Annotated in this window: 21 protein-coding genes; 6 read left to right on the top strand and 15 right to left on the bottom strand. The window is 65.0% G+C overall.

Annotated elements, in window-relative coordinates; translation table 11 throughout:
- Positions 1 to 2: 2 nt before the first annotated feature.
- A complete protein-coding gene (locus CS1GBM3_RS14195) occupies positions 3 to 1,367 on the bottom strand; it encodes an ATP-binding protein (RefSeq protein ID WP_171946500.1) in 1,365 nt (454 codons plus the stop codon).
- A 197-nt stretch (positions 1,368 to 1,564) separates the two neighbouring features.
- Here CS1GBM3_RS14195 and ppk2 point away from each other — a divergent pair, with 197 nt between their 5' ends.
- Entirely contained in the window at positions 1,565 to 2,479 is a 915-nt protein-coding gene (gene ppk2, locus CS1GBM3_RS14190) for a polyphosphate kinase 2 (RefSeq protein ID WP_072396078.1), read from the top strand.
- A gap of 69 nt (positions 2,480 to 2,548) precedes the next feature.
- Here the strand turns inward: ppk2 and CS1GBM3_RS14185 are convergent, their stop codons facing one another.
- Positions 2,549 to 2,992, bottom strand: coding sequence for a hypothetical protein (locus CS1GBM3_RS14185; protein ID WP_072396077.1), 444 nt, complete (start codon positions 2,990 to 2,992; stop codon positions 2,549 to 2,551).
- A gap of 174 nt (positions 2,993 to 3,166) precedes the next feature.
- Here CS1GBM3_RS14185 and CS1GBM3_RS14180 point away from each other — a divergent pair, with 174 nt between their 5' ends.
- Positions 3,167 to 4,216: a calcium-binding protein gene (locus CS1GBM3_RS14180; RefSeq protein ID WP_072396076.1), complete on the top strand. Its 1,050-nt coding sequence runs from the start codon at positions 3,167 to 3,169 to the stop codon at positions 4,214 to 4,216.
- 56 nt (positions 4,217 to 4,272) lie between these two features.
- Positions 4,273 to 5,115 (top strand): thermonuclease family protein, encoded by an 843-nt coding sequence (locus tag CS1GBM3_RS14175; RefSeq protein WP_072396075.1) that lies wholly within the window; start codon positions 4,273 to 4,275, stop codon positions 5,113 to 5,115.
- Positions 5,116 to 5,218: 103 nt separating this feature from the next.
- Here CS1GBM3_RS14175 and CS1GBM3_RS14170 read toward each other — a convergent pair whose 3' ends face one another.
- From CS1GBM3_RS14170 to CS1GBM3_RS14150, 5 genes are all read right to left on the bottom strand, one after another.
- Positions 5,219 to 6,238, bottom strand: coding sequence for a CarD family transcriptional regulator (locus tag CS1GBM3_RS14170; protein WP_072396074.1), 1,020 nt, complete (start codon positions 6,236 to 6,238; stop codon positions 5,219 to 5,221).
- A gap of 485 nt (positions 6,239 to 6,723) precedes the next feature.
- A complete protein-coding gene (gene fdxA / locus CS1GBM3_RS14165) occupies positions 6,724 to 7,062 on the bottom strand; it encodes a ferredoxin FdxA (protein ID WP_072396073.1) in 339 nt (112 codons plus the stop codon).
- A gap of 101 nt (positions 7,063 to 7,163) precedes the next feature.
- The gene (locus CS1GBM3_RS14160) at positions 7,164 to 7,577 is read right to left on the bottom strand and encodes an RNA-binding S4 domain-containing protein (protein WP_072396072.1); all 414 of its coding nucleotides are present in this window, start codon (positions 7,575 to 7,577) and stop codon (positions 7,164 to 7,166) included.
- Positions 7,574 to 10,729 carry a helicase-related protein gene (locus tag CS1GBM3_RS14155; protein WP_072396071.1) on the bottom strand — a complete coding sequence of 1,052 codons (3,156 nt, stop codon included), beginning with the start codon at positions 10,727 to 10,729 and terminating at the stop codon, positions 7,574 to 7,576. The genes CS1GBM3_RS14160 and CS1GBM3_RS14155 overlap by 4 nt, the downstream gene beginning before the upstream one ends.
- 213 nt (positions 10,730 to 10,942) lie before the next feature.
- Positions 10,943 to 11,806: a DUF3108 domain-containing protein gene (locus CS1GBM3_RS14150; protein ID WP_083567597.1), complete on the bottom strand. Its 864-nt coding sequence runs from the start codon at positions 11,804 to 11,806 to the stop codon at positions 10,943 to 10,945.
- 392 nt (positions 11,807 to 12,198) lie between these two features.
- Here CS1GBM3_RS14150 and rpmB point away from each other — a divergent pair, with 392 nt between their 5' ends.
- Positions 12,199 to 12,492: a 50S ribosomal protein L28 gene (gene rpmB / locus CS1GBM3_RS14145; RefSeq protein WP_072396069.1), complete on the top strand. Its 294-nt coding sequence runs from the start codon at positions 12,199 to 12,201 to the stop codon at positions 12,490 to 12,492.
- A gap of 163 nt (positions 12,493 to 12,655) precedes the next feature.
- Here rpmB and CS1GBM3_RS14140 read toward each other — a convergent pair whose 3' ends face one another.
- A complete protein-coding gene (locus CS1GBM3_RS14140; RefSeq protein ID WP_072396068.1) occupies positions 12,656 to 13,144 on the bottom strand; it encodes a VOC family protein in 489 nt (162 codons plus the stop codon).
- A complete protein-coding gene (locus tag CS1GBM3_RS14135; RefSeq protein WP_072396067.1) occupies positions 13,141 to 14,070 on the bottom strand; it encodes an SDR family oxidoreductase in 930 nt (309 codons plus the stop codon). The genes CS1GBM3_RS14140 and CS1GBM3_RS14135 overlap by 4 nt, the downstream gene beginning before the upstream one ends.
- Positions 14,071 to 14,215: 145 nt before the next feature.
- Here CS1GBM3_RS14135 and CS1GBM3_RS14130 point away from each other — a divergent pair, with 145 nt between their 5' ends.
- On the top strand, positions 14,216 to 14,599 hold the full coding sequence (locus CS1GBM3_RS14130; RefSeq protein ID WP_072397522.1) for a winged helix-turn-helix transcriptional regulator: 384 nt from the start codon (positions 14,216 to 14,218) through the stop codon (positions 14,597 to 14,599).
- Between the two features lie 17 nt (positions 14,600 to 14,616).
- Here the strand turns inward: CS1GBM3_RS14130 and CS1GBM3_RS20270 are convergent, their stop codons facing one another.
- The 6 genes from CS1GBM3_RS20270 to rfbF form a co-directional block, all read right to left on the bottom strand.
- Complete coding sequence (locus CS1GBM3_RS20270) at positions 14,617 to 15,276, bottom strand: methyl-accepting chemotaxis protein (protein WP_072396066.1); 660 nt, start codon at positions 15,274 to 15,276, stop codon at positions 14,617 to 14,619.
- Positions 15,277 to 15,512: 236 nt separating this feature from the next.
- The gene (locus CS1GBM3_RS14120) at positions 15,513 to 15,764 is read right to left on the bottom strand and encodes a GlsB/YeaQ/YmgE family stress response membrane protein (RefSeq protein ID WP_072396065.1); all 252 of its coding nucleotides are present in this window, start codon (positions 15,762 to 15,764) and stop codon (positions 15,513 to 15,515) included.
- Between the two features lie 208 nt (positions 15,765 to 15,972).
- Complete coding sequence (locus CS1GBM3_RS14115) at positions 15,973 to 17,199, bottom strand: class I SAM-dependent methyltransferase (RefSeq protein ID WP_072396064.1); 1,227 nt, start codon at positions 17,197 to 17,199, stop codon at positions 15,973 to 15,975.
- Entirely contained in the window at positions 17,196 to 17,741 is a 546-nt protein-coding gene (locus tag CS1GBM3_RS14110) for a dTDP-4-dehydrorhamnose 3,5-epimerase family protein (RefSeq protein ID WP_072397521.1), read from the bottom strand. The genes CS1GBM3_RS14115 and CS1GBM3_RS14110 overlap by 4 nt, the downstream gene beginning before the upstream one ends.
- Before the next feature lie 14 nt (positions 17,742 to 17,755).
- Positions 17,756 to 18,835 (bottom strand): CDP-glucose 4,6-dehydratase, encoded by a 1,080-nt coding sequence (gene rfbG, locus CS1GBM3_RS14105; RefSeq protein ID WP_244534658.1) that lies wholly within the window; start codon positions 18,833 to 18,835, stop codon positions 17,756 to 17,758.
- Positions 18,832 to 19,599 carry a glucose-1-phosphate cytidylyltransferase gene (gene rfbF / locus CS1GBM3_RS14100; protein ID WP_072396063.1) on the bottom strand — a complete coding sequence of 256 codons (768 nt, stop codon included), beginning with the start codon at positions 19,597 to 19,599 and terminating at the stop codon, positions 18,832 to 18,834. Before rfbF ends, rfbG begins: the two co-directional genes overlap by 4 nt.
- Before the next feature lie 216 nt (positions 19,600 to 19,815).
- Here rfbF and CS1GBM3_RS14095 point away from each other — a divergent pair, with 216 nt between their 5' ends.
- Complete coding sequence (locus CS1GBM3_RS14095; RefSeq protein WP_072397519.1) at positions 19,816 to 21,213, top strand: NAD(P)/FAD-dependent oxidoreductase; 1,398 nt, start codon at positions 19,816 to 19,818, stop codon at positions 21,211 to 21,213.
- Positions 21,214 to 21,235 lie beyond the last annotated feature (22 nt).

The raw sequence follows: 21,235 nt of genomic DNA, 5'->3' as shown, positions 1-21,235 counted from the left end.
CGTCAGCTCCTGTTTCCGACCTCGTCGAACAGGATCGAGAATGTCGATCCCTTGCCGAGCGTGCTCGAGATCCGGAGCTCGCCACGGTGGCGAAGCACGATGTGCTTGACGATGGCGAGACCAAGTCCCGTTCCGCCCTTTTCGCGGCTTGCCTGCGCGTTCGCGCGATAGAAGCGCTCGGTGAGGCGCGGCAGATGCTCCGGAGCAATGCCCTGGCCGTCGTCGGCGACCGCAAGCAGCACGCGCGGGCGAGGCGGCGAGCCATCGAGCACGCGTGAGATCGCGATCTCGATGCGACCGCCTTCGCGACCATACTTGATGGCGTTGTGCACGAGGTTCTGCAGCACCTGCACGATCTCGTCCCGATCGCCGCGAATGCGCACGGGGCCCTCCGCCTTGGTGACGGCGATCTTTGCCTTCGACGAAGCTGCTACGGGATCGAGCGCCTGAGCGACGTAAGAGGCCACCTCGTTGAGATCGACGATGCCGCGCGGCGGCAGGTGGACTCGCATCTCGGCACGGCTTAGCGACAGGAGATCGTCGATCAACCGCGTCATACGGTTGGCCTGGCTCGACATGATGGCGAGGAAGCGGGCGCGTGCCTCGGGATCGTCTCGCGCGGGGCCCTGCAACGTCTCCACGAATCCGCGCAACGACGCGAGCGGCGTGCGCAGCTCGTGGCTGGCGTTGGCGATGAAGTCGGCCCGCATCTGAGCGAGCTTGTCCTGCTCGGTGAGATCGCGGAAGCAGGCGATCAGAAACGGCAGTCCGCGCCGGATCTCACGACCGCCAATGCGAGAGATCGTCGCCGATAGCCGACGCTCGACAGGCACCCGCTCGTAGAGGTCGACCACCACCTGCTGGTTGGCCGTCACGGCCCGCTCCACCGCAGCATTCAACTCCGGATGGCGCGAGAGCTGGCTCAGCGGCTGGCCCACCCGGATGTTGGGAAACAGCTCTTCGAGGCGGGCGTTGAAATGGATGATGTTGAAGTTGTGGTCCAGCGCCACTGTGGCGTCGGGCACCGCATCGACGATCAGGCGCCAGCTCTCGCCTTCGCGATCGTTGCCACCGCCTGAGCCGCCACGCCGGCGCGGCTCCACATCCGGGGACCTCTCCTTCTCACCGTCGGACTCCGCAGGTTCACGGCCTGCAACGACCATAGCCATGAGAAGGAAGCTGGTCAGGGCCAGGGCTCCGGACAGCCCGCCCGCGAACCACAACACGGTAAACACGATCGCAACCAGTGCGAGCGCGCGCGCGCGCTCGCGAAGGCGGCGGCGCAACGCACGAAACTGCGCTAAAACGCGCTCCACGCTCGATCTGGGTGCCGACAGGGATCGCACCAGCGGCCGGGGGTCCGTCATGGGATCCCATATTGCCTCGATCTGCATAATGGCCTCAACTCTCACGGTGCACCGCGGAGGCCGTTTCCGAGGTCATGGTTGTCAAGATGGGGCTCCCTTCGATCTTGGCGCATGGCCGAGGCCCCCGATAAACAACACTTGTGTGACAGTTCGTTTGGGGTCGGCGAGCCAGCCCCCAAGCCGCATTCGAGGACATCATGGGCAAGGCGAAGAGCGAGAAGGCGGGAACGCCATCCAAGACCAAGTCCGGCGCCAGCCGGCCGTATCCCGATTTCAACCTCGACGATCCCAAGCTGCCGGAGGAGATCGACGAGCGGGCGCTGAAATCTGGCGGCTATCCGTACGACAACAAGCTCAAGCGTAAGCCTTACGAGGAGCAGCTGCAGGCGCTGCAACTCGAGCTCATCAAGTTGCAGGACCATGTCCAGGCGAAACGCGAGCGCGTCGTCGTGGTGTTCGAAGGGCGCGACACCTCCGGCAAGGGCGGCTGCATCTCCCGCATTCTCGAGCGCATCAATCCGCGCCATTCGCGCGCCGTAGCGCTCTCCAAGCCCACCGATGCGGAGCGGGGGCAATGGTATTTCCAGCGCTACGTGGCCCACTTGCCGACGCGCGGTGACATGGTTCTGTTCGACCGGTCCTGGTACAATCGGGCCGGCGTCGAGCGCGTGATGGGGTTCTGCACCGAGGACGAGACGGCGCGCTTCCTACGCGATGCCCCCGAGTTCGAGGCGCTGCTCGTGCGCGACAACATCCACTTCTTCAAGATCTACCTGACGGTCGGGCGCGAAATGCAGCTCAAGCGCTTCCACGAGCGGCAGCACGATCCCTTCAAGCGCTGGAAAGTGACGGACGTCGATATCGCGGCCATCGGAAAGTACGACGACTACTCGCGTGCGGAGGCAGATATGCTTCGCTTCACGCACACGACGATCAGTCCGTGGACGGTCATCAACGCCAATGATCAGCGCCGCGCGCGGCTCGAGGCGATGCGGGTCCTCCTTTCGTCTTTGGATTATGCGGAGAAGGACGCGAGCGCCGTCGGCGCAATCGATCCCAAGCTCACCGAATCCGGCGCCGATTATCTGGCGCGGGCTTACCCGCCGTCCTGAAATGGAGACGGCCGCGCCAGGACATGACGCGGCCGTTTTCGATTCACGTGAAAAAGAGGCTCCGCATCGTTAGGGCAGCCGGAAGCCCGAGGTGAAGAAGCCGTAGAGCCAGGCGGTCACGGCGCCGAACCCGGCGCCGATCAGAAGCTCCGGCCAGATGCGATTGACGTCGCTGCCGAGGAACGGCGGCTCGCTCCGGATCAGCGGCAGCATGACGAGCACACCGACCACGGCCGTGCCGAGCAGCCCGATGAGGGCTCCGCGGAACGTCAGAGCGCCTCTCGGCACCTTGCCGAGGATGAAGGCGACGATCGCGCCCCAAAGGCCGCCCCAAGCCGCCCCGGACGCGAGTTCCGGGAGGCCCGTCGACAGCGACGGCTCCAAGGACCACGGCACGCGGGTCGCGTAGCCGTTGTTGAGCAGCCATAGGCCGATGGCCTCATGGACCGTGACGTAGGCAATGGCACCGGCGATGAAGCCCAGGACCAAGCTTTTAAGAGATGTTCCCTCCATGGCAGTCTCCCCTTCCCGTTAATAAACTAGGCTGTGTGCTCTTTTTTGAAGCAATATTGCCCGATTATCAGGGATTGGGAAAGATTGTCGCAGGATCATCTATTTTAGAGAGCACTTATACATATGTTCAATCTCTGATTGATATTCTGCGTTCGACAGTGTTTGGAGCGCAGGATGCCGTCCGTAACCGTCGAGAGGCTGCCGGTGCAAGTCATGCGGCTCGGGATCCTCGGCTTCGACCACCTGCAGATCGTCTTCCGGCATAACCGCTCCGGCTTAGCTCGGCAGGACGATTGGTTCGTGATCGAAGGACTTCGAGAGCCGGACAAAAGCGGTGCGCGACTTGCTGTGGAAGGCTGGGATGGCGGCACGACGCTTTCCGATGCCAACGGCGGCGTCGTGGGCGCAGAGCTCGAGGACAAGATCGGAACGGAGATCAGCCGCGGCGCGCAGAAGATCGCCGCGGGAAGCGAGGCGACCTCGCTTTGGGCGAAGCTCGTAGCCCATGCCTCCGACATCGAAGCGCAGAGGTTTCCCTATATCCCGATTACACTGCCAACGTCGCCGCTCCCTACGATCAACTCGTCGTCGCTCGTGGCCTCGCTGTTGCATTACGCCGGCATCGACGTCTCGAGCGCCTTGCCTTCGGGGCTGCGTTTCTCGCCCGGGACGACGACGCTGCTCGGCACGTCCGGCGATGACACGCTGCGCGTTTCGCGGGACTTCACCACGCTCGTCGGCGGCGACGGCCACGACGTGCTGATCGGCGGCGACGCCGCCGGTGTCGTCGACAAACTCTACGGTGGCTCGGGAAACGATGTCTTCCGCTGGTCGAAAGGCATCAACATTCTGCACGGCGGACAGCCGGGTCTCCCCTACGCCGACGACGGCATCGATACGGTCGACTACTCCGGTGCCGGAGAGATCCGCATCGAGGCGCTGCCAGCGCGGGCACCGCACATCTCGCCCGACTTTGTCGTGCATCACGCCAGTGGGCGCGACTACCTGTTCTCCATCGAGGAAATCATCTGGGACGGTGCAGCCGACGGCGTGACGCTCGAAGCGGGGGCGGGGCTTGCACCATCATTATCCGCGCGTGGTGGCTCGCCCCCTGGTCTTTCGGAGCCCGGCCGCTTCGGCCCCGGCTTCGACGAAGCGATCGCAGCTGACGGACACCTCGGATCCGTCGGTCTCGCGGCATTCGATTTCTCTTCCGGGCGTTAAGAGATGACCAAATGGCGCGGCCATGAGATGCTCGACAACTTCGGATCGAGTGTCGGATGACGCGTTTGAAATGCACGCTCAGGTCAGCCGTTGCCGGTGCCGTGGCCTTATGGAGCCTCTCTGCTCTGGCGGCCGCGGACGGTGTTCCTTGCGCGCCGGAGAGCGGCGGCAGTCATGACGTGCTGCACGTGATCGACGGCGAGACGCTGCTGCTCGACGATGGACGCGAAGTTCGCCTCATTGGCGCGCTGGCGCCTGAGCCAAACGATCCTTCCGCGAAAAGCCGCGACAGGATGCTCGCGGAGCAGGCGTCGCGCGCGCTTTCCGCGCTCGTCACCGACCGTGCCGTCACGCTTCGCTACGAGGGACGGCGGCGCGATCGCTACGGGCGCGTCCTGGCGCAGGTCTACGCGGGCTCCGCGAGCGACGGTGTTTGGGTGCAGAAGCGGCTGATCAGCGACGGCTTCGCCCGGGCCTATTCGCTGCCGGGAAACGCCGGCTGCATCGCCGCCTTAATGTCTGCGGAACAGACAGCGCGCACCGCCGGGGCTGGTCTCTGGGATGTCTCGTCCTACCGTGCGCGCGCGGCCGATGACGTTAGCCAGCTCCTGTCGCTCACCGGCCGCTTTGCCCTCGTCGAAGGGCGCGTCGCAGACGTCACGCGCGCGCAGCGCGTCACCTATCTCAACTTCGGCGCCGACTGGCGCAGCGACTTCACAGCGAGCCTTGCCAACGCCGACGTCGATCGCAGCGCCGGGGGTGCGGAGGCACTCGGCAAGCTCGAAGGCAAGCGGGTGCGTGTGCGCGGCTGGATCGAGCGGCGCAACGGACCGATGATCGTGCTCGGCTCGCCCGACGAGATCGAGGTGCTTGAGGATTCGGAAGCGGCGTCGCGCTGATGCCGTGAAACGGCGCATTCCGATCACGGCCTCCTGCTGCGAACAAAAAGCACCCCGCCAACGTGCGACGGGGTGCTTTGTTCGTTCGTTCGAGCGGCGCGCGTTAGGCGGCGCGCATATCGGCCGGATCGGCGCCTTCCGCGGCGCGGCGGCCACGCGCGCTCTTGGCGAGCACGTCAGTGATGCGCTGCACGGCGCCGCGCTCGTCGAGCTTCTCGACGGCAGCTATCTCGCGCGCCATACGGTCGAGCGCGTCCTCGTAGAGCTGACGCTCGGAGTAGGACTGCTCGGGCTGTGCCTCGGAGCGGTAGAGGTCGCGCACAACCTCGGCAATCGCGACCAGATCACCAGAGTTGATCTTCGCGACGTACTCCTGCGCGCGGCGGCTCCACATGGTGCGCTTGACGCGGGCGCGGCCCTTCAGCGTTTCAATGGCCTTCTTGACGATGCCGTCGTCGGCGAGCTTGCGCATGCCGACACTCTCGAGCTTGCCGGTCGGAACGCGCAGCGTCAGCTTCTCCTTGTCGAAGGTGATGACAAAGAGCTCGAGCGACATGCCCGCGATCTCCTGCTCCTCGATGCCGACGATGCGGCCGACGCCGTGAGCCGGATAGACGATGAACTCGTTGGTCTTGAAACCGTGGCGCTGGCTGACCGACTTCTTCTGTGCCGCCATGATCTGGCGCGCGGCTGCGGTCTTCTCGGCGATCTCCTTCGGCGTCGTGGGCTGCTGAGCCTGGACCGGAGCCGTAAGCTTCTGGCCGCCCTTGGCGAGGGCCGCAGCGGCGCGGGCCGGCGTCACAGCGACGTGCTCGGGACGCAGCACCTGCCGAACCGCCTTCGGAGCGGCAGCGGGCTTCGCCGCGACCGGCTGGGCCACGGGCTTTTTCACTTCCACGGCCTTGACGGCGGGCTTCGCTACCGGTGCCTTTGCGACAGCAGGCTTGACAGAGGTCGTCTTCTTGGCATGACTGGTCGTGGCGGCCGCCGGCTTTTTGACCGCAGGCTTCGCGGCAGCCGACTTGGTGGCGGACTTGATCTTCGAAGGCCGGGCAGCAGTCTTGGTCGCGGTAGACTTCGTCGTCGTCCGAGCCTTCACGTGCGCCTTGTTCTTCTGAGCCATAGACTTCTCACTCTCTGTATCACATCTCGTCCGGTCCCGCTGGACCGGCCGTCTCTCGCGCGCTCACGCTGGCAACGGACCTATTGTCTCGCCAGCCATGCCGTCACAGATAAATCCTGGGCCCGTCGGCACGTCACCTTGCCGCCGTTCCAGGACCTCCCCAGCATGTCGGGTCGCGGAGCGGAAATCGCCACCCTGTAACCTATTCACGGACGATAAGTCACAGTCCGTACAGGCTTTTCGACAGCGCACCGCAATACCCCGTCCCGAACTTACTGTTGTCCGCGGCCGGGTGTACCGTGTTTATCCGTCGTATGTTCCTGCTCGGTTCTTGTGCGCCCGAGGATTATCTGTAACACAAATTTCATGAAAATTGAAGCGGTACCCGGAATATAGGTGATCCAGCGCTTAAAGAACTTGCTTAAGTCTTCATTTTGATGCGTTGCACATAACTTTCCAATACCCGTCCAAAAGACAGTCGATTATCAGTCGCCCTCGCCGGGCTTGGAAGAAAAATATTTATCGAACTTGTCTTTTTCATCCCTGTATTGCTCCGCCTCGGGCAACGGCGGTTTCTTAGAAGTAATATTGGGCCACTTATCTGCGTATTCCCGATTGACCTCGAGCCAGCGCTCGACGCCGGGCTCTGTATCGGGCTTGATGGCCTCGACCGGGCATTCCGGCTCGCACACCCCGCAATCGATGCATTCGTCAGGGTGGATGACGAGCATATTCTCGCCCTCGTAGAAACAATCGACCGGGCACACCTCCACACAATCCGTGAACTTGCATTTGATGCACTTATCGTCGACGACGTAGGTCATGGTCCTGTCCAGGATCTCAGGGTGTGGTCCGGGGGTGTGCCAAAAGGAGCGCGCTATAGCAAGCCCCGCGACGCCACAGCCTTTCCGACCAAAGGCGCGTCTCAGCTGCCGCTGCGTTTCAATTCCTCGATCTGGCGCCGATCACGCTTGGTCGGACGGCCTGAGCCAGCGGTACGTTCTCCCCAGCTGCCAGCATCCTCCCGTTGCTCATTACGTTCGGCAGGTGGCGTCAGATCCTCATAAAGCAACTGGGCCTCCGCCGCCGGCCCTCGCCGCTCGCCGAGCCCGGCGATCTTCAACACACGGACCGTGCGCCGCAGTCGGGAGGTGATGACGTCGCCGACCTTGACCGTCTGGCTCGCCTTTTCCGCCTTCACGCGGTTGACCTTGATCTTGCCCTCCACGACCGCCGTCGCGGCCAGGGTGCGCGACTTGGCGAGTCGCGCAAACCAGAGCCATTTGTCGAGACGCTGGGACGTCTCCTTGCCGGGAGCGGGCTGCCCGGGCTTCGTCATGTGGGATTTTTTTCCTTGGCCTGCTTGGCCAACACGTCACGCAACGCGCCGAGGGATGCAAACGGCGAATCCGGGTCAATGCCGCCCTTCTTGGGCGGAGGACCCGCGGAGCGGATGGCGGGCGTCTGGCGATCCTCGCGGCGGCGGCGATCGTCCCGGCGGTCGTCGCGCTGACGGGGCGGCCGCGACCGGTTGCGATCCTGATCACGATGCTGGCCACGCTCCGGCCTGCGGTCGCGGTGAGCTTCGCGCCGAGCGTCTTCCGGCCGGGCTGCCGTGGCGGCCTGCTCGGTAGTTGCCAGCGTATCTGGCGACGTAGCGGCGGCGGGTGCGGCAGGCGTGCCCTCAGGCGAGGCGCCGTCGCGCCGACGGCCATGCTGGTGGCGCCCTCCGCCCTCGCGGCGCTCACGGTCGTGGCGTGGGCGATCCTCACTGCGGTGGCGACGCGGCCGCCAGATGTCGATGACGACCGTCTCTTCGACGGGCGGCGTTGTATCGGAGGCACCGGCTTCGGCGGGTACGGCGGCCTCCGCGGGCGCACTTGCGGGTTCCCCATCCTGAGCGGTGGGAGCAACACCGCTAGGTGCCTGAGGTACATCAGCCGCCGCTGTCTCGTCTCCGGTGGCTGCCGGAGCATCGGGCGCGGGAGCCGCGTCCGCGGCGATAGCCGTTTCCTTCGCCGCCTCGGCCGGCTTCGGCACGGTCTTGCGGTCGAGACGAAAGCCGAGCGCCTTCAGCACGTTCGACAGCTCGTCAGGGGAGCAGCCGAGGATCGACATCATCTCGGGCGTGACGATGAAGCCGCCGTCGCCCGTTGAGCCCTTAGGCGGGGGCGTGGCGTTGTCGGGGTTTGCGCGCCAGGCGAGCAGCGGGCGGATCAGGTCGGCGAGGCGCTCCAGGATGTCGAGGCGCACCGCACGCGGTCCGCAGACGTGGAAGCCATAGGCGCGGTAGAGCGGCTCGGGCGTTTTCTCGTGGACGGGCGCAGAAGTGAGTCCAGCCCGCGGCAGCTCCGCGGGCGCCTCAGGCGTGAGGCCGTGCGCCGGGCCGTTCTTCAACGTCCAGAGCGTTGCCGAAAGCTCGGCGGGCGCCGGCTTCAGAAGCGCGGGGAAATAGATGTTGAAGGCACCGAAGCGGACGCCGTACTTGCGTAATTGCGCGCGGGCTTCCTGATCAAGGTGCTTCATGTCCTCGGCGATCAGCTCGCGCTTCAGCATGCCGAAGCTTTCGGTCAGCCGGAACGCGATGCCGCGCGCGAGACCCGTGACGTCCTCGGCCTTGGCGATATCAACCAGCGGCTTCAGGCGCTCGGCGACGATCTCGTCGCGCCATGCATCAATGCGCGCCTGCACCTTCTCGCGGTCGGGGCCGGAGAGGTGCTCGTCGGCGAGCAGCACGGCCTGTGGCTTCAACGGATCATCGGCTGCTTCGAGCGCCGCGATCTCCTCGTCGCGCCAGAGGACGCGGGCGGTGCGCGACAGCTTGAACGCATCCGACTTGGCGGCCGCGACGCGGCGCGCGCGCATGCCGAGCTCGCGCGAAAGCACCTGTGCGGCGGCGCTGCGGGCCGCCTTGCCGTGGATACCCTCGGCCTGTGTCTCGGGGGTAAAGCGGAAGCCACGCAGGCGGCCGACAAAATGGTTCTCGACGTGGATCGAGCCATCGTCTGCGATCTCTGCCGAGAGCTCTTCCTTGTCGCGCAGGCCCTTCATGAGCGCGCTCGTGCGCCGGTCGACGAAGCGCTGCGTCAGCTGCTCGTGGAGCGCATCCGAGAGGCTGTCCTCGATGACGCGCGTGCGGCCCTGCCAATGGACTGGATCCTTCAGCCAGTCGGCGCGGTTCGACACGAAGGTCCAGGTGCGGATGTGCGCAATGCGGTTTGCGAGCGTGTCGATATCGCCATCGGTCCGATCGGCGAAGGCGACCTGTTTGGCAAACCAATCCTCCGGCACGCGGCCCTCGGGGCTCATCAGGTAGCTATAGAGCGTACCGACCAGCTCGGCGTGGTTCTGCGAGGAGATCTTGCGGTAATCCGGGATCTGGCAGACTTCCCACAGCCGGCCGACGGCGGCCGGCGTGCTCGCGAGGCGCGCGATCTCGCGGTCGTTGGCAAGCGTTTCGAGCGCCAGGACGTCGTCTGCCATGCGAGCGCGGGTCAGGCGATGCTCATTCGGCATCTCACGCAGGCTGTCGCGCAGGCGATCCAGCGATCCGAAGTCGAGGCGGCGGTTGCGCCACTGCAGCACGCGCACGTTGTCAAAGGTGTGTGTCTCGAGGCGCTCGACGAGATCCGAGTCGAAGGGCTCGCAGTTGCCGGTGACACCGAATGTGCCGTCGTTCATGTGGCGACCGGCGCGGCCCGCGATCTGGCCGATCTCGTTCGGCGTCAGGTTGCGGAAGTTCTGGCCGTCGAACTTGCGCACGGCCGAGAACGCGACGTGATCGACGTCGAGGTTCAAGCCCATGCCAATGGCGTCGGTGGCGACGAGGAAGTCGACATCGCCCGACTGATAGAGTGCGACCTGGGCGTTGCGCGTGCGCGGCGAGAGCGCTCCCAGCACCACGGCGGTCCCACCGCGCTGGCGGCGGATCAGCTCGGCGATGGCGTAGACCTCGTTGGCGGAAAACGCCACGACAGCCGAGCGGCCGGGCAGGCGCGTGATCTTCTTCTCGCCCGCGTAGGTCAGGTGCGAGAGGCGCGGGCGCGAGATGAAGTTGGCGCCGGGGATCAGATCCTGGATCGCCTCGCGCATGGTCTGGGCGCCGAGCAGCAGCGTCTCGGCGCGGCCACGCGCGTGCAGCAGGCGGTCGGTGAAGACGTGGCCACGCTCGGGGTCGGCGGCGAGCTGAATCTCGTCGATGGCCAGGAAGTCGACGTCCACGTCGCGCGGCATGGCCTCGACGGTTGCGACCCAGTAGCGGGCGCGCTCCGGCTTGATCTTCTCCTCGCCGGTGATCAAAGCCACCTTATCGACGCCGATGCGGGCCGCGATCTTGTCGTAGACCTCACGGGCGAGAAGGCGCAGCGGCAAACCGATCATGCCGCTCTCGTGGCCGAGCATGCGCTCGATCGCGAGATGCGTCTTGCCGGTGTTGGTGGGGCCGAGAACCGCGGTCACGTTGCGGATGCGCGTTTCCAGATCGCTGGCCATACGCGAGGTCTCCATGCAGGAAGAGCCCCTGGCATTGCATTGGCGTGCTTGGAGATCAAGCGTTTCGTTGCAGCACGGGAAGATCTGCACGATCGTGAAGCCCGGTCTGGGTAAAAAGCCGCACGGGGCTTCACGCTCCGGCGCCTCAACGAAGAAGGCACCGCGTGCGGTTCGCGGTGCCCTTCCTGGAAACGTTCAAAGCAGGGTTTGACGTCAGTCGACGGACGCGAGCTGCCCGCGGTCGGAGATTTCGACGTTGACCTTCTCGAGATCGATGCGGGCTGAGCCGGCCGGTGTCGGGAGCGTGACCGACTGCGGCAGCATCAGCTTGGCGGCCGGCACCATGCGGAACACGATCTCGATGTCGTTCGTCTCGGCGAGCTGCTGTGTCTCCGCGTTGGCGCGATAGCCGGCGATGGGGGTGTATTTGACGCGACAGACGATGGCGGTTTCATCCGGAATGCCGGCAACCGGCTCCTTACGGGCGAAGCGGAGCGCGATGTCGAAGCGCTGCTTGCCGTCGAAGATCGCGAGCTTGCGACCGCAGGGGGTCGAGGCGTCGCCATGGGTGATGGCGAGGATGGCGCTCAGGGGATCCACGACCCCCTTGAGATGGGACGCGGAGAGCGGGACCCAGTCTGCCGGCTCGGCGGTGGTGGGCAGCACGGTGAGGCGCTCTATGCGGTCCTCGGCGAAGCCCATGGCGACAGAGCCATTGCGCACCGTGCTCTCGTAATCGAAGCGGAAGTCGGCGGGCTTTGGCGATGAGGCCCTGAGCGAGCCGGACGTGCGGGTCACGCCCTTCCATTTGAAGACGCCGAGCAGGGCCGAGATCTCGACATCGGTATCGAGCGTGTAGCGGTTGCGTCCGACGTCGGACTTGAACTGGAAATTACCCAGGTTAAAGCCGTTCAGGGTGATCCGGTAGCTGGCGTCGACTCGCACCGGCGAGATGCCCGGAGGCGTGGGCGCTGCGGTGGCCAGCGGTGACGGGGTGAATAGAAAAGCGCCGAGAGCCGTAACGGCGAGACCAGCGACACACGCAAAAACGCGACGAGACGAAACTTGGTACATCATTACTTTCACCCACCCTTCCCCCCTACCGACACAACCTTTAGCGGGGAGGGCTCAAGCTTGGTTGACTGTCGATGCTTCAACGATCGTGCATTCTGCCGCCCAACGTTTAACAATTCGCTCCAAGGTGCGCCGCGCTGGCACGGGGTTTTGCCCACCCAATCCACAAGGGCGCTGGCCAGTTTCGGCGCCTTTTCCTGGTACCTGTTGCTACAATTCCTCTCGCGCATCCCGTGAGCCTTGACTTGACGCAAATGCGGGGCCTCGCGTATAGAAGCCGCCAACGGCCCCGCAGATTCCGATCTGCGGGCCATTCTCATTGATTTCCCCGTGATTTCGGGTCCGTCGGACAGGCGGGCGGTCGGTCGTGGGGCTCGACCGAGCAAGGATTTACAATGACCAGGCGCTGTGAGTTGACGGGCAAGCTGCCGCTTTCGGGCCAGCTCAGAAGCCATGCCGAGAACAAGACGAAGCGCAAGTTCCGCCCCAACCTCGTGAACGTGACGCTGATCAGCGAGACGCTCGACCGTCAGGTCAAGCTGCGCATCACCGCCCACGCACTGAAGTCGGTGGAGCATCGCGGTGGCCTCGACGCCTTCCTGGCCAAGGCCAGCACCGAGGATCTTTCGCCCGAGTGCCAGAAGCTCAAGCGCGAGATCGCGAAGGCCAAGGCCGAGAAGGCCGCCTAAACAAAATAGTTCCTTCCAGCGTTGCATGCGCCCACCGGGAGACCGGCGCGGCGCATGTTTCATTTTTGGAGCGCGCTCCTTCTTGCCCGCAGAACGCGTGGCGCGGCGCCATGGCGAAACAATGCTCCGCTTGGTCGTGCGTCCTGCAAGGCGGGAGAAGGGCTCAGGATCGGGCGAGGGCCGCGAGGTCGAGCGGCTTCGTCGTCATGGCGAGCCCGCCGTCGGCGGTGCGCGGCCAGTCGTCGGGGGCTCGGTCGCGGTAGAGCTCGACCCCGTTGCCGTCGGGGTCACGCAGATAGATCGCCTCGCTGACGCCGTGGTCGCTCGCGCCCTCGAGCGGAATGCCGGCGCCGAGCACACGGCGCAAAGCGTCCGCCAATGCCGCGCGCGTCGGATAGAGGATGGCGACGTGGTAGAGGCCGGTCGTGCCGGGCGGCGGAGGCTTGCCGCCCCTGCTTTTCCAAGTGTTGAGCCCGATATAGTGGTGGTAGCCGCCAGCCGACAAAAACACCGCCTGGCTGCCGTAACGCTGCGTCACCTCGAAGCCCAGCACGTCGCGATAGAACGTCAGGGCACGCTCGATATCGGCCACCTTGAGATGCACGTGGCCGATGCGCGTGACTGGGTCGATGGGTGTCGAATTCTCGGTCATGCCGTGGCTCGTGTCGCCTCCTGAGGCAGAAACAGGTTCTTGTTGGCAGCCAAAAACGCGGCGAGCGTCTGGGGCGGCGTGCCGGTCAGTTTCTCCACGGCGTCGGTGGCAGTCGCAAAGTTGCCGACGCGCGTCGCCGTGTCGAAGGACGCAAAAATACGCGCGATCGGCTCCGGCAGGCCAGCCGCGATGATGCCGCCCACAAGCTCTTCATCGGAAACGGCGACGACTTCGAGCGGGCGCACGTACGCCTCCCTCACAGCCGCAGCAATCTCTGCGTTGGTCACGGCGGTCGAACCGGTAATGTCGATGATCGCATTCGTGGCCAACGGGCCCGCAAGCACGTAGGCGGCGGCGCGGGCGCAATCCTCGCGTGCGAGGTAGGCCGAACGGCCGTCGCCGGCGGACGTGTACCACTTGCCGGCTGCGAGGGCGTTGGGCAGCGACAGCGCCAAGTTCTCAAAGTACCAGGCATTGCGCAGGACGGTCCATCCCAGTCCGCTCGCGGCCAGGGCCTCCTCGGTGCCGAGATGGTCCGGCGCGAATGGAATGGGCGAACCCTCGGGGCGCGGCATCGAGGTGTAGACGATATGCTTCACGCCCGCGTCCTTCGCAGCGGCGATCGCGGCCTTGTGCTGCGCGATCCGCGCACCGGGGCGATCAAGAGTGTCCGTGGAGATGAGCAGCACGCGATCGGCGCCCGAGAATGCAGAGGCGAGCGAGGCGGGCTCATCGAAATCGCCACGGCGCACCTCGACGCCACGGGCCGCTATGTCGGCGAGCTTGGCAGGGTCACGTGTCACGGCGATCAGGCGCGACGGCGCAATCCCGAGGGTATCGAGAAGGTTCGCCAGAACGCGGCGGCCGAGGTGCCCCGAGGCACCGGTGATCAATAAGGTCTCTGCTTTCTCACTCGGGTCCGACATGATGTTCTCCTATGAGTGGTTGTCTCTTTTTGAGACCACCTCTAAAATGGAGACTGCAGTCGCCACGTAAAGACGGCAGCTTTTCGGGAGATAGGCACTTTTAGGGAACCACCCAATGGACATCTCGAACCCGGTTCGGGATCTCATGGCGCTGTTCCGGAGCGGTGCGATTTTGCAGCCGTCGACCTGCCCGGTGCGCGATGTGCTCGACCATATCGGCGACAAGTGGACGACGCTCATCGTGCTCACGCTCAGTGATCGCCCGTACCGGTTTGGGGAGCTGCGCCGGGCCATTCCCGACATCTCACAGCGTATGCTGACGCAGACCTTGCGGGATCTGCAACGCGACGGGCTCGTCAGCCGCCATGTGTTTCCGACGTTGCCGCCGAGCGTGGAATATCGGCTGACGCCGCTCGGAACCTCGCTACTGGTTCCCCTTGGACAATTGATCCAATGGGCCAACGCGCACCACGCCGAGATCAAGGCGGCACGGTCTCGCTTCACGAGCGCGGACACGGCTGCCGGATAAGGCTTCTCCGGTTGGGCCTACATGGCGATGGCCGAGCGCAAACCTTCGAGCTCGGCGGCCATGCGGTTGGTGACTGTCTCACCCTGGTCGGCGAGGCTGGTCATTTCTTGGGCGACGACGCCGAAGCCGGCCCCGTGCTCATTGGCGCGGGCGGCCTCGATGCGCGCATTGAGGGCGAGAAGACGCAGCGTTTTCAGAGTGCCGCGAATGTTACCGGCTGCCTCGTCGACCTTATCGAGGGCGTCGGCACCGTGGCTCAAACGCTCGGCAAGGGCCGACATGGCGCCGGCCTCGAGAATGATGCCGTCAAGAAATGCAGGCTCGCCCGTTTCAGGATTGATCGTGGATGACGCGCCGCCCGTCTCGTGTACGTACAGCACGCGTCCGTCGCGATGGCGGATGCGATAGCTCACCTGCCAGTTGCCGCCGCGCGACAAGGCGTCGGCAACGGCCGTGTCCACTTTCGACAGATCCTCCTTGAGGATCAGCGAGGCGAAGCCGGTACGATTGCGGATGAAAGTCCCAGCATCATAGCCGGTGAGGCGTGCGAAGCCGTCCGACAACCAGAGCATGGCGTAATCGTTGCTATTGTAGCCCCGGTACATGAATCCATCGATGCGGATTCCGATGCTATTCAGAAAGTCGTCGGCAGAAAAGGTTGCCGCCTCTTGGACCATCACTTCAGCGCGCTCCGAGCCCTGAAAATCCTGGACTTATTTGCACCGATTCGCGGCCCACGTGGACGTAGGAGATTGCACAACGAAAGCCCGACCGACGCCTAGATATTGGTCAGTGCGATGCAACGCGCTCGGCCGGGCATGGTGAAGAGCGCAACGCCATGCCCGGCCCGAGGCGATCGTGGACCATCAGATCCGTGCCTCGAACGCGAGAGTCTACAGGGCCAAGTCGGCCGTCAGCGCGCCACCAATCTTAGGATCAAAATGACGAGCAGCGCGCCGATCGTCGCGTTGATGATGTCGCCCAGAATGCCGCCGCCGATATAGATGCCGATACGCGGCAGCAACCAACCGGCCACCACAGCGCCAACGATTCCCAACACGATATTGCCGACCAAGCCGAAGCCGCCGCCCGCAATGATCTGCCCGGCCAACCAGCCGGCGATGGCACCAATGATTAGCCAAATAATAAGGGCTTCCAAAGCCATGTGTCTTCCCTCCGTTGCAACGTGACGCAAGACGGACCGCTTCAGTCGCTCATTCATCTCCCCTGCCTGCGGCGATCTCGACGCAAGTCAGGCATGAACGACGTTACTTGAGTTCGCGGCACACCGATATGGGCCTTGTGTGCAGGTGCTCACATTCGTGATGAGGGCCTGATAAGCCTCAATCAGGCTGCGTGCAGGACTTGTCTGCTCACCTTACCTCGAGGGCCGGTACGGCGGTCACGAAGCGGGCGCCCCACTCGCGCGCGTAGCCGAGCTGGGCGATCAGCTCGTCCCGGAGGTTCCAGGGGAAGATCACGATGTAGCCGGGCCGTACCTTTCGCAGCTCCTCCTCTGCCACGACGGGAATGCGGCTGCCGGGGAGGAAGCGGCCTTGCTTGGCCGGATTGCGGTCGACGACAAAGCGGACGAGATCCGGGCGCACGCCGGCATAGTTCAGCAGCGTGTTGCCCTTGGCGGCGGCACCGTAGCCCGCAACGACAACGCCATCACGCCTGGCGTCCAGCAGGAACCCCAGAAAGCCATCCTTCATCGCCTCGGTGCGCGCCTGGAACCCAGTGTAAAATGCTGCGCTCTCAACGCCTGCCGCGCGTTCACGGTCGCGCGCGGCGGCGAGGCGCTCCGTTACGTCGTGAGCGCCCGTATCGGCGCGCTCGGCGAAGAGGCGCAGACTGCCACCATGGGTTGGAAGCTCCTCGACGTCGAACAGGCGCAAGCCGTTGGCCGCGAGCACGCACTCGGCCGCGGTGAGCGAGAGATACGAAAAGTGCTCGTGATAGATCGTGTCGAACTGGCAGCCCTCGATCAGTCGCACGAGCGAGGGAAATTCGAAGGTCACCACGCCTTGCGGCTTCAATAGCTCCGCAAAGCCCGAGACGAAGTCGTTGATGTCGGGCACGTGCGCCAGCACGTTGTTGGCGATCATCAGGTCGGCGCTTCTGCCCTCAAAGTGGAGCCTGGCGGCAAGCTCGCGGCCGAAGAACTCCTCGATAATCGGGAGCCCCTTGGCGCGGGCGGCCTCCGCCGTGCTCGCCGTCGGCTCGATGCCGAGGCACGAAACGCCGCGCGCCTTCACGTATTGCAGCAGGTAGCCGTCGTTGGCGGCCACCTCGACGACGTGGCTCTGTGGCGAGAGTGCGAAGCGTTCGATCACCGCGTCGACGTAGCGGCGGCTGTGCTCGAGCCAGCTGGCGGAGAAGCTGCTGAAATAGGCGTAGTCGGCGGCGAACAGCTCGTGGGCGCCAGCGAAGTCCTCGGTCTGGGCGAGCCAGCATCCGTCGCAGACGAGCACGCGCAGAGGGTACCATTTCTCGGGCGCGGCGAGCGCAGCGGCCGTCAAATAGGCGTTGGAGGGTGGCGCGCTGCCAAGGTCCACGAGTTGCAGCGACAGATCGCGATGGCAGTGTCGGCACTTCATGATGAGAGCCCCTTGAAGCCGTCGGCGACGTTCGGCAATGCGCGATCGCGTTCGGACAACTCCGTGATCGGCGCCGGCCAGCGGATGCCGATGGCGGGATCTTCCGCGCTCAATCCGCCCTCCGCAGCGGGGACATACGGCGCCGTGTGCAGGTAAAGCATCTCGCAGTCCGGCTCTAAAGTCTGGAAGCCATGCGCGAAGCCTTCAGGAATGACGAGCGCCGCGCCGTTGTCTGCGCGCAACACCTCTCCGTGCCAGCGCAGGTACGTCGGCGAGCTGGCGCGCAGATCGACGGCGACGTCGAAGACTGCGCCCCTGAGGCAGGTGATAATCTTCGTCTCGGCGTGCGGCGGATGCTGGAAATGCAGGCCTCGCACGGTGCCTTGCCGCAACGTCAGCGTGTGATTGATCTGTGCGATCTGCCGCGAGCCGAGCAGCGCCTTCATCTCGTCGGCGCAATAGAGGCGCTCAAGACAGCCGCGGCTATCGGCGATACGACGGTGCGCGAGCTTCGCTACGCCCGCGAGTGGTGTCGCCAGCATCTCGATGCGGCCGCTCACGCCAGCATCTCCCGTTCATACGATTCGATCTGCTTGAGCGTCTCGGCGGACATGTCGGCGCCGGACATCCAGGCCTTTTGCCAGGCGACGGTCTTGGCGACGGCGGTGCGCAAGTACCAGCGCGGCGTCCAATCCAGCGCCGTTCGCGCCAGCGTGCTGTCGAGCCGGAGCAGGCCGGCCTCGTGTGGCTGATCCTGTTGTGGCTCGACGACGACAGACGCAGGCGGCCCCCAGATCTCGGCAGCGAGCTTCGCGAGGGTGCTGACCGATACGTCGCCCTCGGCGTCCGGCCCGAAGTTCCAAGCGCGGTCGACGCCCGTCGCGGTGTCATCGAGCAGCCGTTCCGCGAGTTCGATGTAACCGGCGAGCGGCTCAAGCACGTGCTGCCAGGGCCGTACGGCATTGGGATAGCGCAGCCGCGCCGGCTGGCCGGCTGCGAAGGCTGCGAAGCAATCGGGCAGCAGGCGATCCTTGGCCCAGTCTCCACCGCCGATGACGTTGCCGGAGCGCGCCGATGCGATGCGGGCGTCTCCGGGCTTCGAAAAGAACGACAATCGATAGCTCGCGGCCACAATCTCCGCCGCTGCCTTGCTGGCGCTGTAGGGATCGTGGGCGCCGAGCGGATCGGTCTCACGAAAGGGGGCGGCTATCTCCTGATTCTCGTAGACCTTGTCGGTCGCGACCACGACGATGGCGCGCAGAGACGGCGTTTGGCGCGCGGCCTCGAGCACGTTCGCCGTGCCGATGACGTTCGTCGCCAGCGTGCCCAGCGGGTCGCGGTATCCCTCTCTGACCAGCGGCTGAGCCGCAAGGTGAAAGACGACCTCGGGAGCTGCGGCACGCATCGCTCGCAAGACCGCATCGGCATCGCGAATGTCCGCCCTGACATCCGCGGCCAGAGCCTCGCCCACGCGCGCGACCGAGAACAGGTTGGGCTCCGTCGGCGGATCGAGCGCCAGGCCGTGCACCTCCGCCCCCAGCCATCTCAGCCAATGACAGAGCCATCCGCCCTTGAAGCCCGTATGCCCCGTGACGAGCACGCGGCGGCCACGCCAGCTCCCGCTGCCTGCGCTCACCATGACCTCCACGGCGCCTTGCCGGACGACCACAGCTCCTCGAGCAGGTTCTTGTCGCGCAGGGTATCGATGGCCTGCCAGAAGCCATCGTGCTCGAAGGCCATCAGCTCGCCGTCGCGTGCGAGCTCGCTCATCGGCTGGCTTTCCCAACTCACATCGCCGTCGATGTAGTCGAGGCAGTCCGGAGAAAGAACGAAGAAGCCACCGTTGATGTAGCCGCCGTCTCCTCTCGGCTTCTCCATGAAGCCCGTGACCTGTTCGCCCTCCTTCTGCAGCGCTCCGAAGCGGCCGGGCGGGCGCACGGCGGCCACCGTCGCCTTGCGGCCATGGCGCTTGTGGAAGGCAATCTCTGCACTGACGTCGATGTCGGAGACGCCGTCGCCATAGGTGAGACAAAAGAACGGTTCGTTCTCAACGTAGCGCGCGATGCGCTTCAAGCGCCCGCCAGTCATTGTCAGCTCACCTGTATCCACGAGCGTGACCCGCCAAGGTTCGGCCTTGCGCTGGTGAATCTCCATGCGGTCGGAGACCATGTCGAACGTAACGTCGGAGACGTGCAGCGGATAATTCGCGAAGTACTCCTTAATGACGTAGCCCTTGTAGCCGCAGCAGATCACGAACTCGTTCACGCCGTGTGCGGAGTAAATCTTCATGATGTGCCAGAGGATCGGGCGCCCGCCGATCTCGACCATCGGCTTCGGCTTCAGATGCGTCTCCTCAGACAGCCGTGTGCCGAGACCACCCGCCAGAATGACGGCCTTCATCAGGTGCTTCCCCCGCGTGTCCGATCGTTTGATCGCGCTTTCGACGGAAGCAGCTAACTACGATTCAACGGGCGGTCAACGTCATGCGCCCACCGATCAATACGTAAATCGTGGAAGGGGCTGCGCGGGCTTGCGAATTGTGCGAGAACGTCGGCGCGCCGCGTTCTCCCCGGCGGTGTCTTTCGCACTCCAGGTTTCGCTATGCCCGAGCAGGATTTGAACGCGCCTGTTTCCTCTCCGGATGCCAATGCTGCGGCCCACCCAACCTTGGCGGAGCTTGCGCGCGGTCCCGTGCCGCCCTCAGCGGGCATCGAGTACCGGCCTTATTGGTGGGATGCCGCGCCGCGGGAGCACGCGGCCCCGCCCGTCCCACCGAATGCCGATGTGGTTATCATCGGCTCCGGCTTCACCGGGCTTTCCGCAGCGCTGACGCTTCTGCGGCACGGACGCTCGGTCGTGGTGCTCGAGCGCGGCGTGCCGGGATACGGCGCCAGCACGCGCAACGGCGGACAGATCGGCAGCGGGAACCAGAAGTTCCGGGTCAAGCGCCTGATCGAGCTGCGCGGCCGCAAGAAGGCCGAGGCCATGCTGCGCGAGGGCGTGCGCATGCTGGACTACGTCGGGCACCTCATCGAGAGCGAAGGTATCGATTGCCACTTCTCGCGCTGCGGCCGCTTCCGCGCGGCGATCCGGCCCGAGCACTACGAGGCCATGGCGCGCGACATGGAGGACCTGCGGCAGGTCGCAGGCATCGAGAGCTTCATGGTGCCTCGCGCCGAGCAGCATTCCGAGATCGGGTCCGACGTATTCTATGGCGGCTCCGTGCTGCCGAGCGACGCATCGGTGCATCCGGGGCTTTATCATGCAGGGCTCGTGCGGCGCATCGAGGAGCTTGGCGGCGCGGTGGTCGGGCAGGCCGGTGCGGAGGGCATCACACCGGATGGCGCCGGCTTCTCGGTGCAGACCCCGCGTGGCACGGTTCGCTGCCGCAACGTGATCGTCGCGACCAACGGCTACACCGATCGTCTGGTACCGGAACTGGGGCGGCGCATCGTGCCGATCGGCTCGGGCCTGATCGCGACTGCAGAGATCCCCGAAGCAATCTTCTCGCGTCTGCTGCCGAAGAACCGCGCGTATGGAAACACGAACCGGGTGTTCTATTATTTCCGTGCCGCGCCGGGCGAGCGTCGGCTGATCTGGGGCGGGCGCATCGGACGCGTCGCGGGCAACACGTCACCGCTCGCGTTCCGGCATCTCGCGCGCGATCTCTTGCACGTATTTCCCGAGGTCGGCAGCGTGCCCGTTACGCACGCGTGGGACGGCATGATCGGCTACACCTACGACGAGATCCCGCACCTTGGCCGTACGGCGACCGGCGTGCACTACGCGCTCGGCTACTGCGGGACGGGCGTGTCGCGCGCTACCTACTTCGGCCACAAGGTCGCGCTGCAGCTGCTCGGGGACCGGGAGGGGCAGACCGCTTTCGACGATCTGGTGTTCCCCGCTTTTCCCGCTCATCCGATTGCCAAGCGCGCCGTGCCGGTCGTCGAGACGTGGTACCGCGTGCGCGACGCGGCCGACGGAACAATGTCATCGCTCAAACGGCGCTCGTAACAGCGGGCCGCTTGATTGGGCA

The organism is Hyphomicrobium sp. CS1GBMeth3, assembly GCF_900117455.1.
Classification (GTDB): Bacteria; Pseudomonadota; Alphaproteobacteria; order Rhizobiales; family Hyphomicrobiaceae; genus Hyphomicrobium_C.
The sequence above is the reverse complement of the archived record's forward strand: the minus strand, read 5'-3'. Positions and strand labels throughout refer to the sequence as shown.

Bases quoted from the DNA above. Each gene is read 5' to 3' on its own strand.
- CS1GBM3_RS14195 (WP_171946500.1), bottom strand. From the start codon at position 1,367: ATGACGGACCCCCGGCCGCTGGTGCGATCCCTGTCGGCACCCAGATCG.
- ppk2 (WP_072396078.1), top strand. From the start codon at position 1,565: ATGGGCAAGGCGAAGAGCGAGAAGGCGGGAACGCCATCCAAGACCAAG.
- CS1GBM3_RS14185 (WP_072396077.1), bottom strand. From the start codon at position 2,992: ATGGAGGGAACATCTCTTAAAAGCTTGGTCCTGGGCTTCATCGCCGGT.
- CS1GBM3_RS14180 (WP_072396076.1), top strand. From the start codon at position 3,167: ATGCCGTCCGTAACCGTCGAGAGGCTGCCGGTGCAAGTCATGCGGCTC.
- CS1GBM3_RS14175 (WP_072396075.1), top strand. From the start codon at position 4,273: ATGACGCGTTTGAAATGCACGCTCAGGTCAGCCGTTGCCGGTGCCGTG.
- CS1GBM3_RS14170 (WP_072396074.1), bottom strand. From the start codon at position 6,238: ATGGCTCAGAAGAACAAGGCGCACGTGAAGGCTCGGACGACGACGAAG.
- fdxA (WP_072396073.1), bottom strand. From the start codon at position 7,062: ATGACCTACGTCGTCGACGATAAGTGCATCAAATGCAAGTTCACGGAT.
- CS1GBM3_RS14160 (WP_072396072.1), bottom strand. From the start codon at position 7,577: ATGACGAAGCCCGGGCAGCCCGCTCCCGGCAAGGAGACGTCCCAGCGT.
- CS1GBM3_RS14155 (WP_072396071.1), bottom strand. From the start codon at position 10,729: ATGGCCAGCGATCTGGAAACGCGCATCCGCAACGTGACCGCGGTTCTC.
- CS1GBM3_RS14150 (WP_083567597.1), bottom strand. From the start codon at position 11,806: ATGATGTACCAAGTTTCGTCTCGTCGCGTTTTTGCGTGTGTCGCTGGT.
- rpmB (WP_072396069.1), top strand. From the start codon at position 12,199: ATGACCAGGCGCTGTGAGTTGACGGGCAAGCTGCCGCTTTCGGGCCAG.
- CS1GBM3_RS14140 (WP_072396068.1), bottom strand. From the start codon at position 13,144: ATGACCGAGAATTCGACACCCATCGACCCAGTCACGCGCATCGGCCAC.
- CS1GBM3_RS14135 (WP_072396067.1), bottom strand. From the start codon at position 14,070: ATGTCGGACCCGAGTGAGAAAGCAGAGACCTTATTGATCACCGGTGCC.
- CS1GBM3_RS14130 (WP_072397522.1), top strand. From the start codon at position 14,216: ATGGCGCTGTTCCGGAGCGGTGCGATTTTGCAGCCGTCGACCTGCCCG.
- CS1GBM3_RS20270 (WP_072396066.1), bottom strand. From the start codon at position 15,276: ATGGTCCAAGAGGCGGCAACCTTTTCTGCCGACGACTTTCTGAATAGC.
- CS1GBM3_RS14120 (WP_072396065.1), bottom strand. From the start codon at position 15,764: ATGGCTTTGGAAGCCCTTATTATTTGGCTAATCATTGGTGCCATCGCC.
- CS1GBM3_RS14115 (WP_072396064.1), bottom strand. From the start codon at position 17,199: ATGAAGTGCCGACACTGCCATCGCGATCTGTCGCTGCAACTCGTGGAC.
- CS1GBM3_RS14110 (WP_072397521.1), bottom strand. From the start codon at position 17,741: ATGCTGGCGACACCACTCGCGGGCGTAGCGAAGCTCGCGCACCGTCGT.
- rfbF (WP_072396063.1), bottom strand. From the start codon at position 19,599: ATGAAGGCCGTCATTCTGGCGGGTGGTCTCGGCACACGGCTGTCTGAG.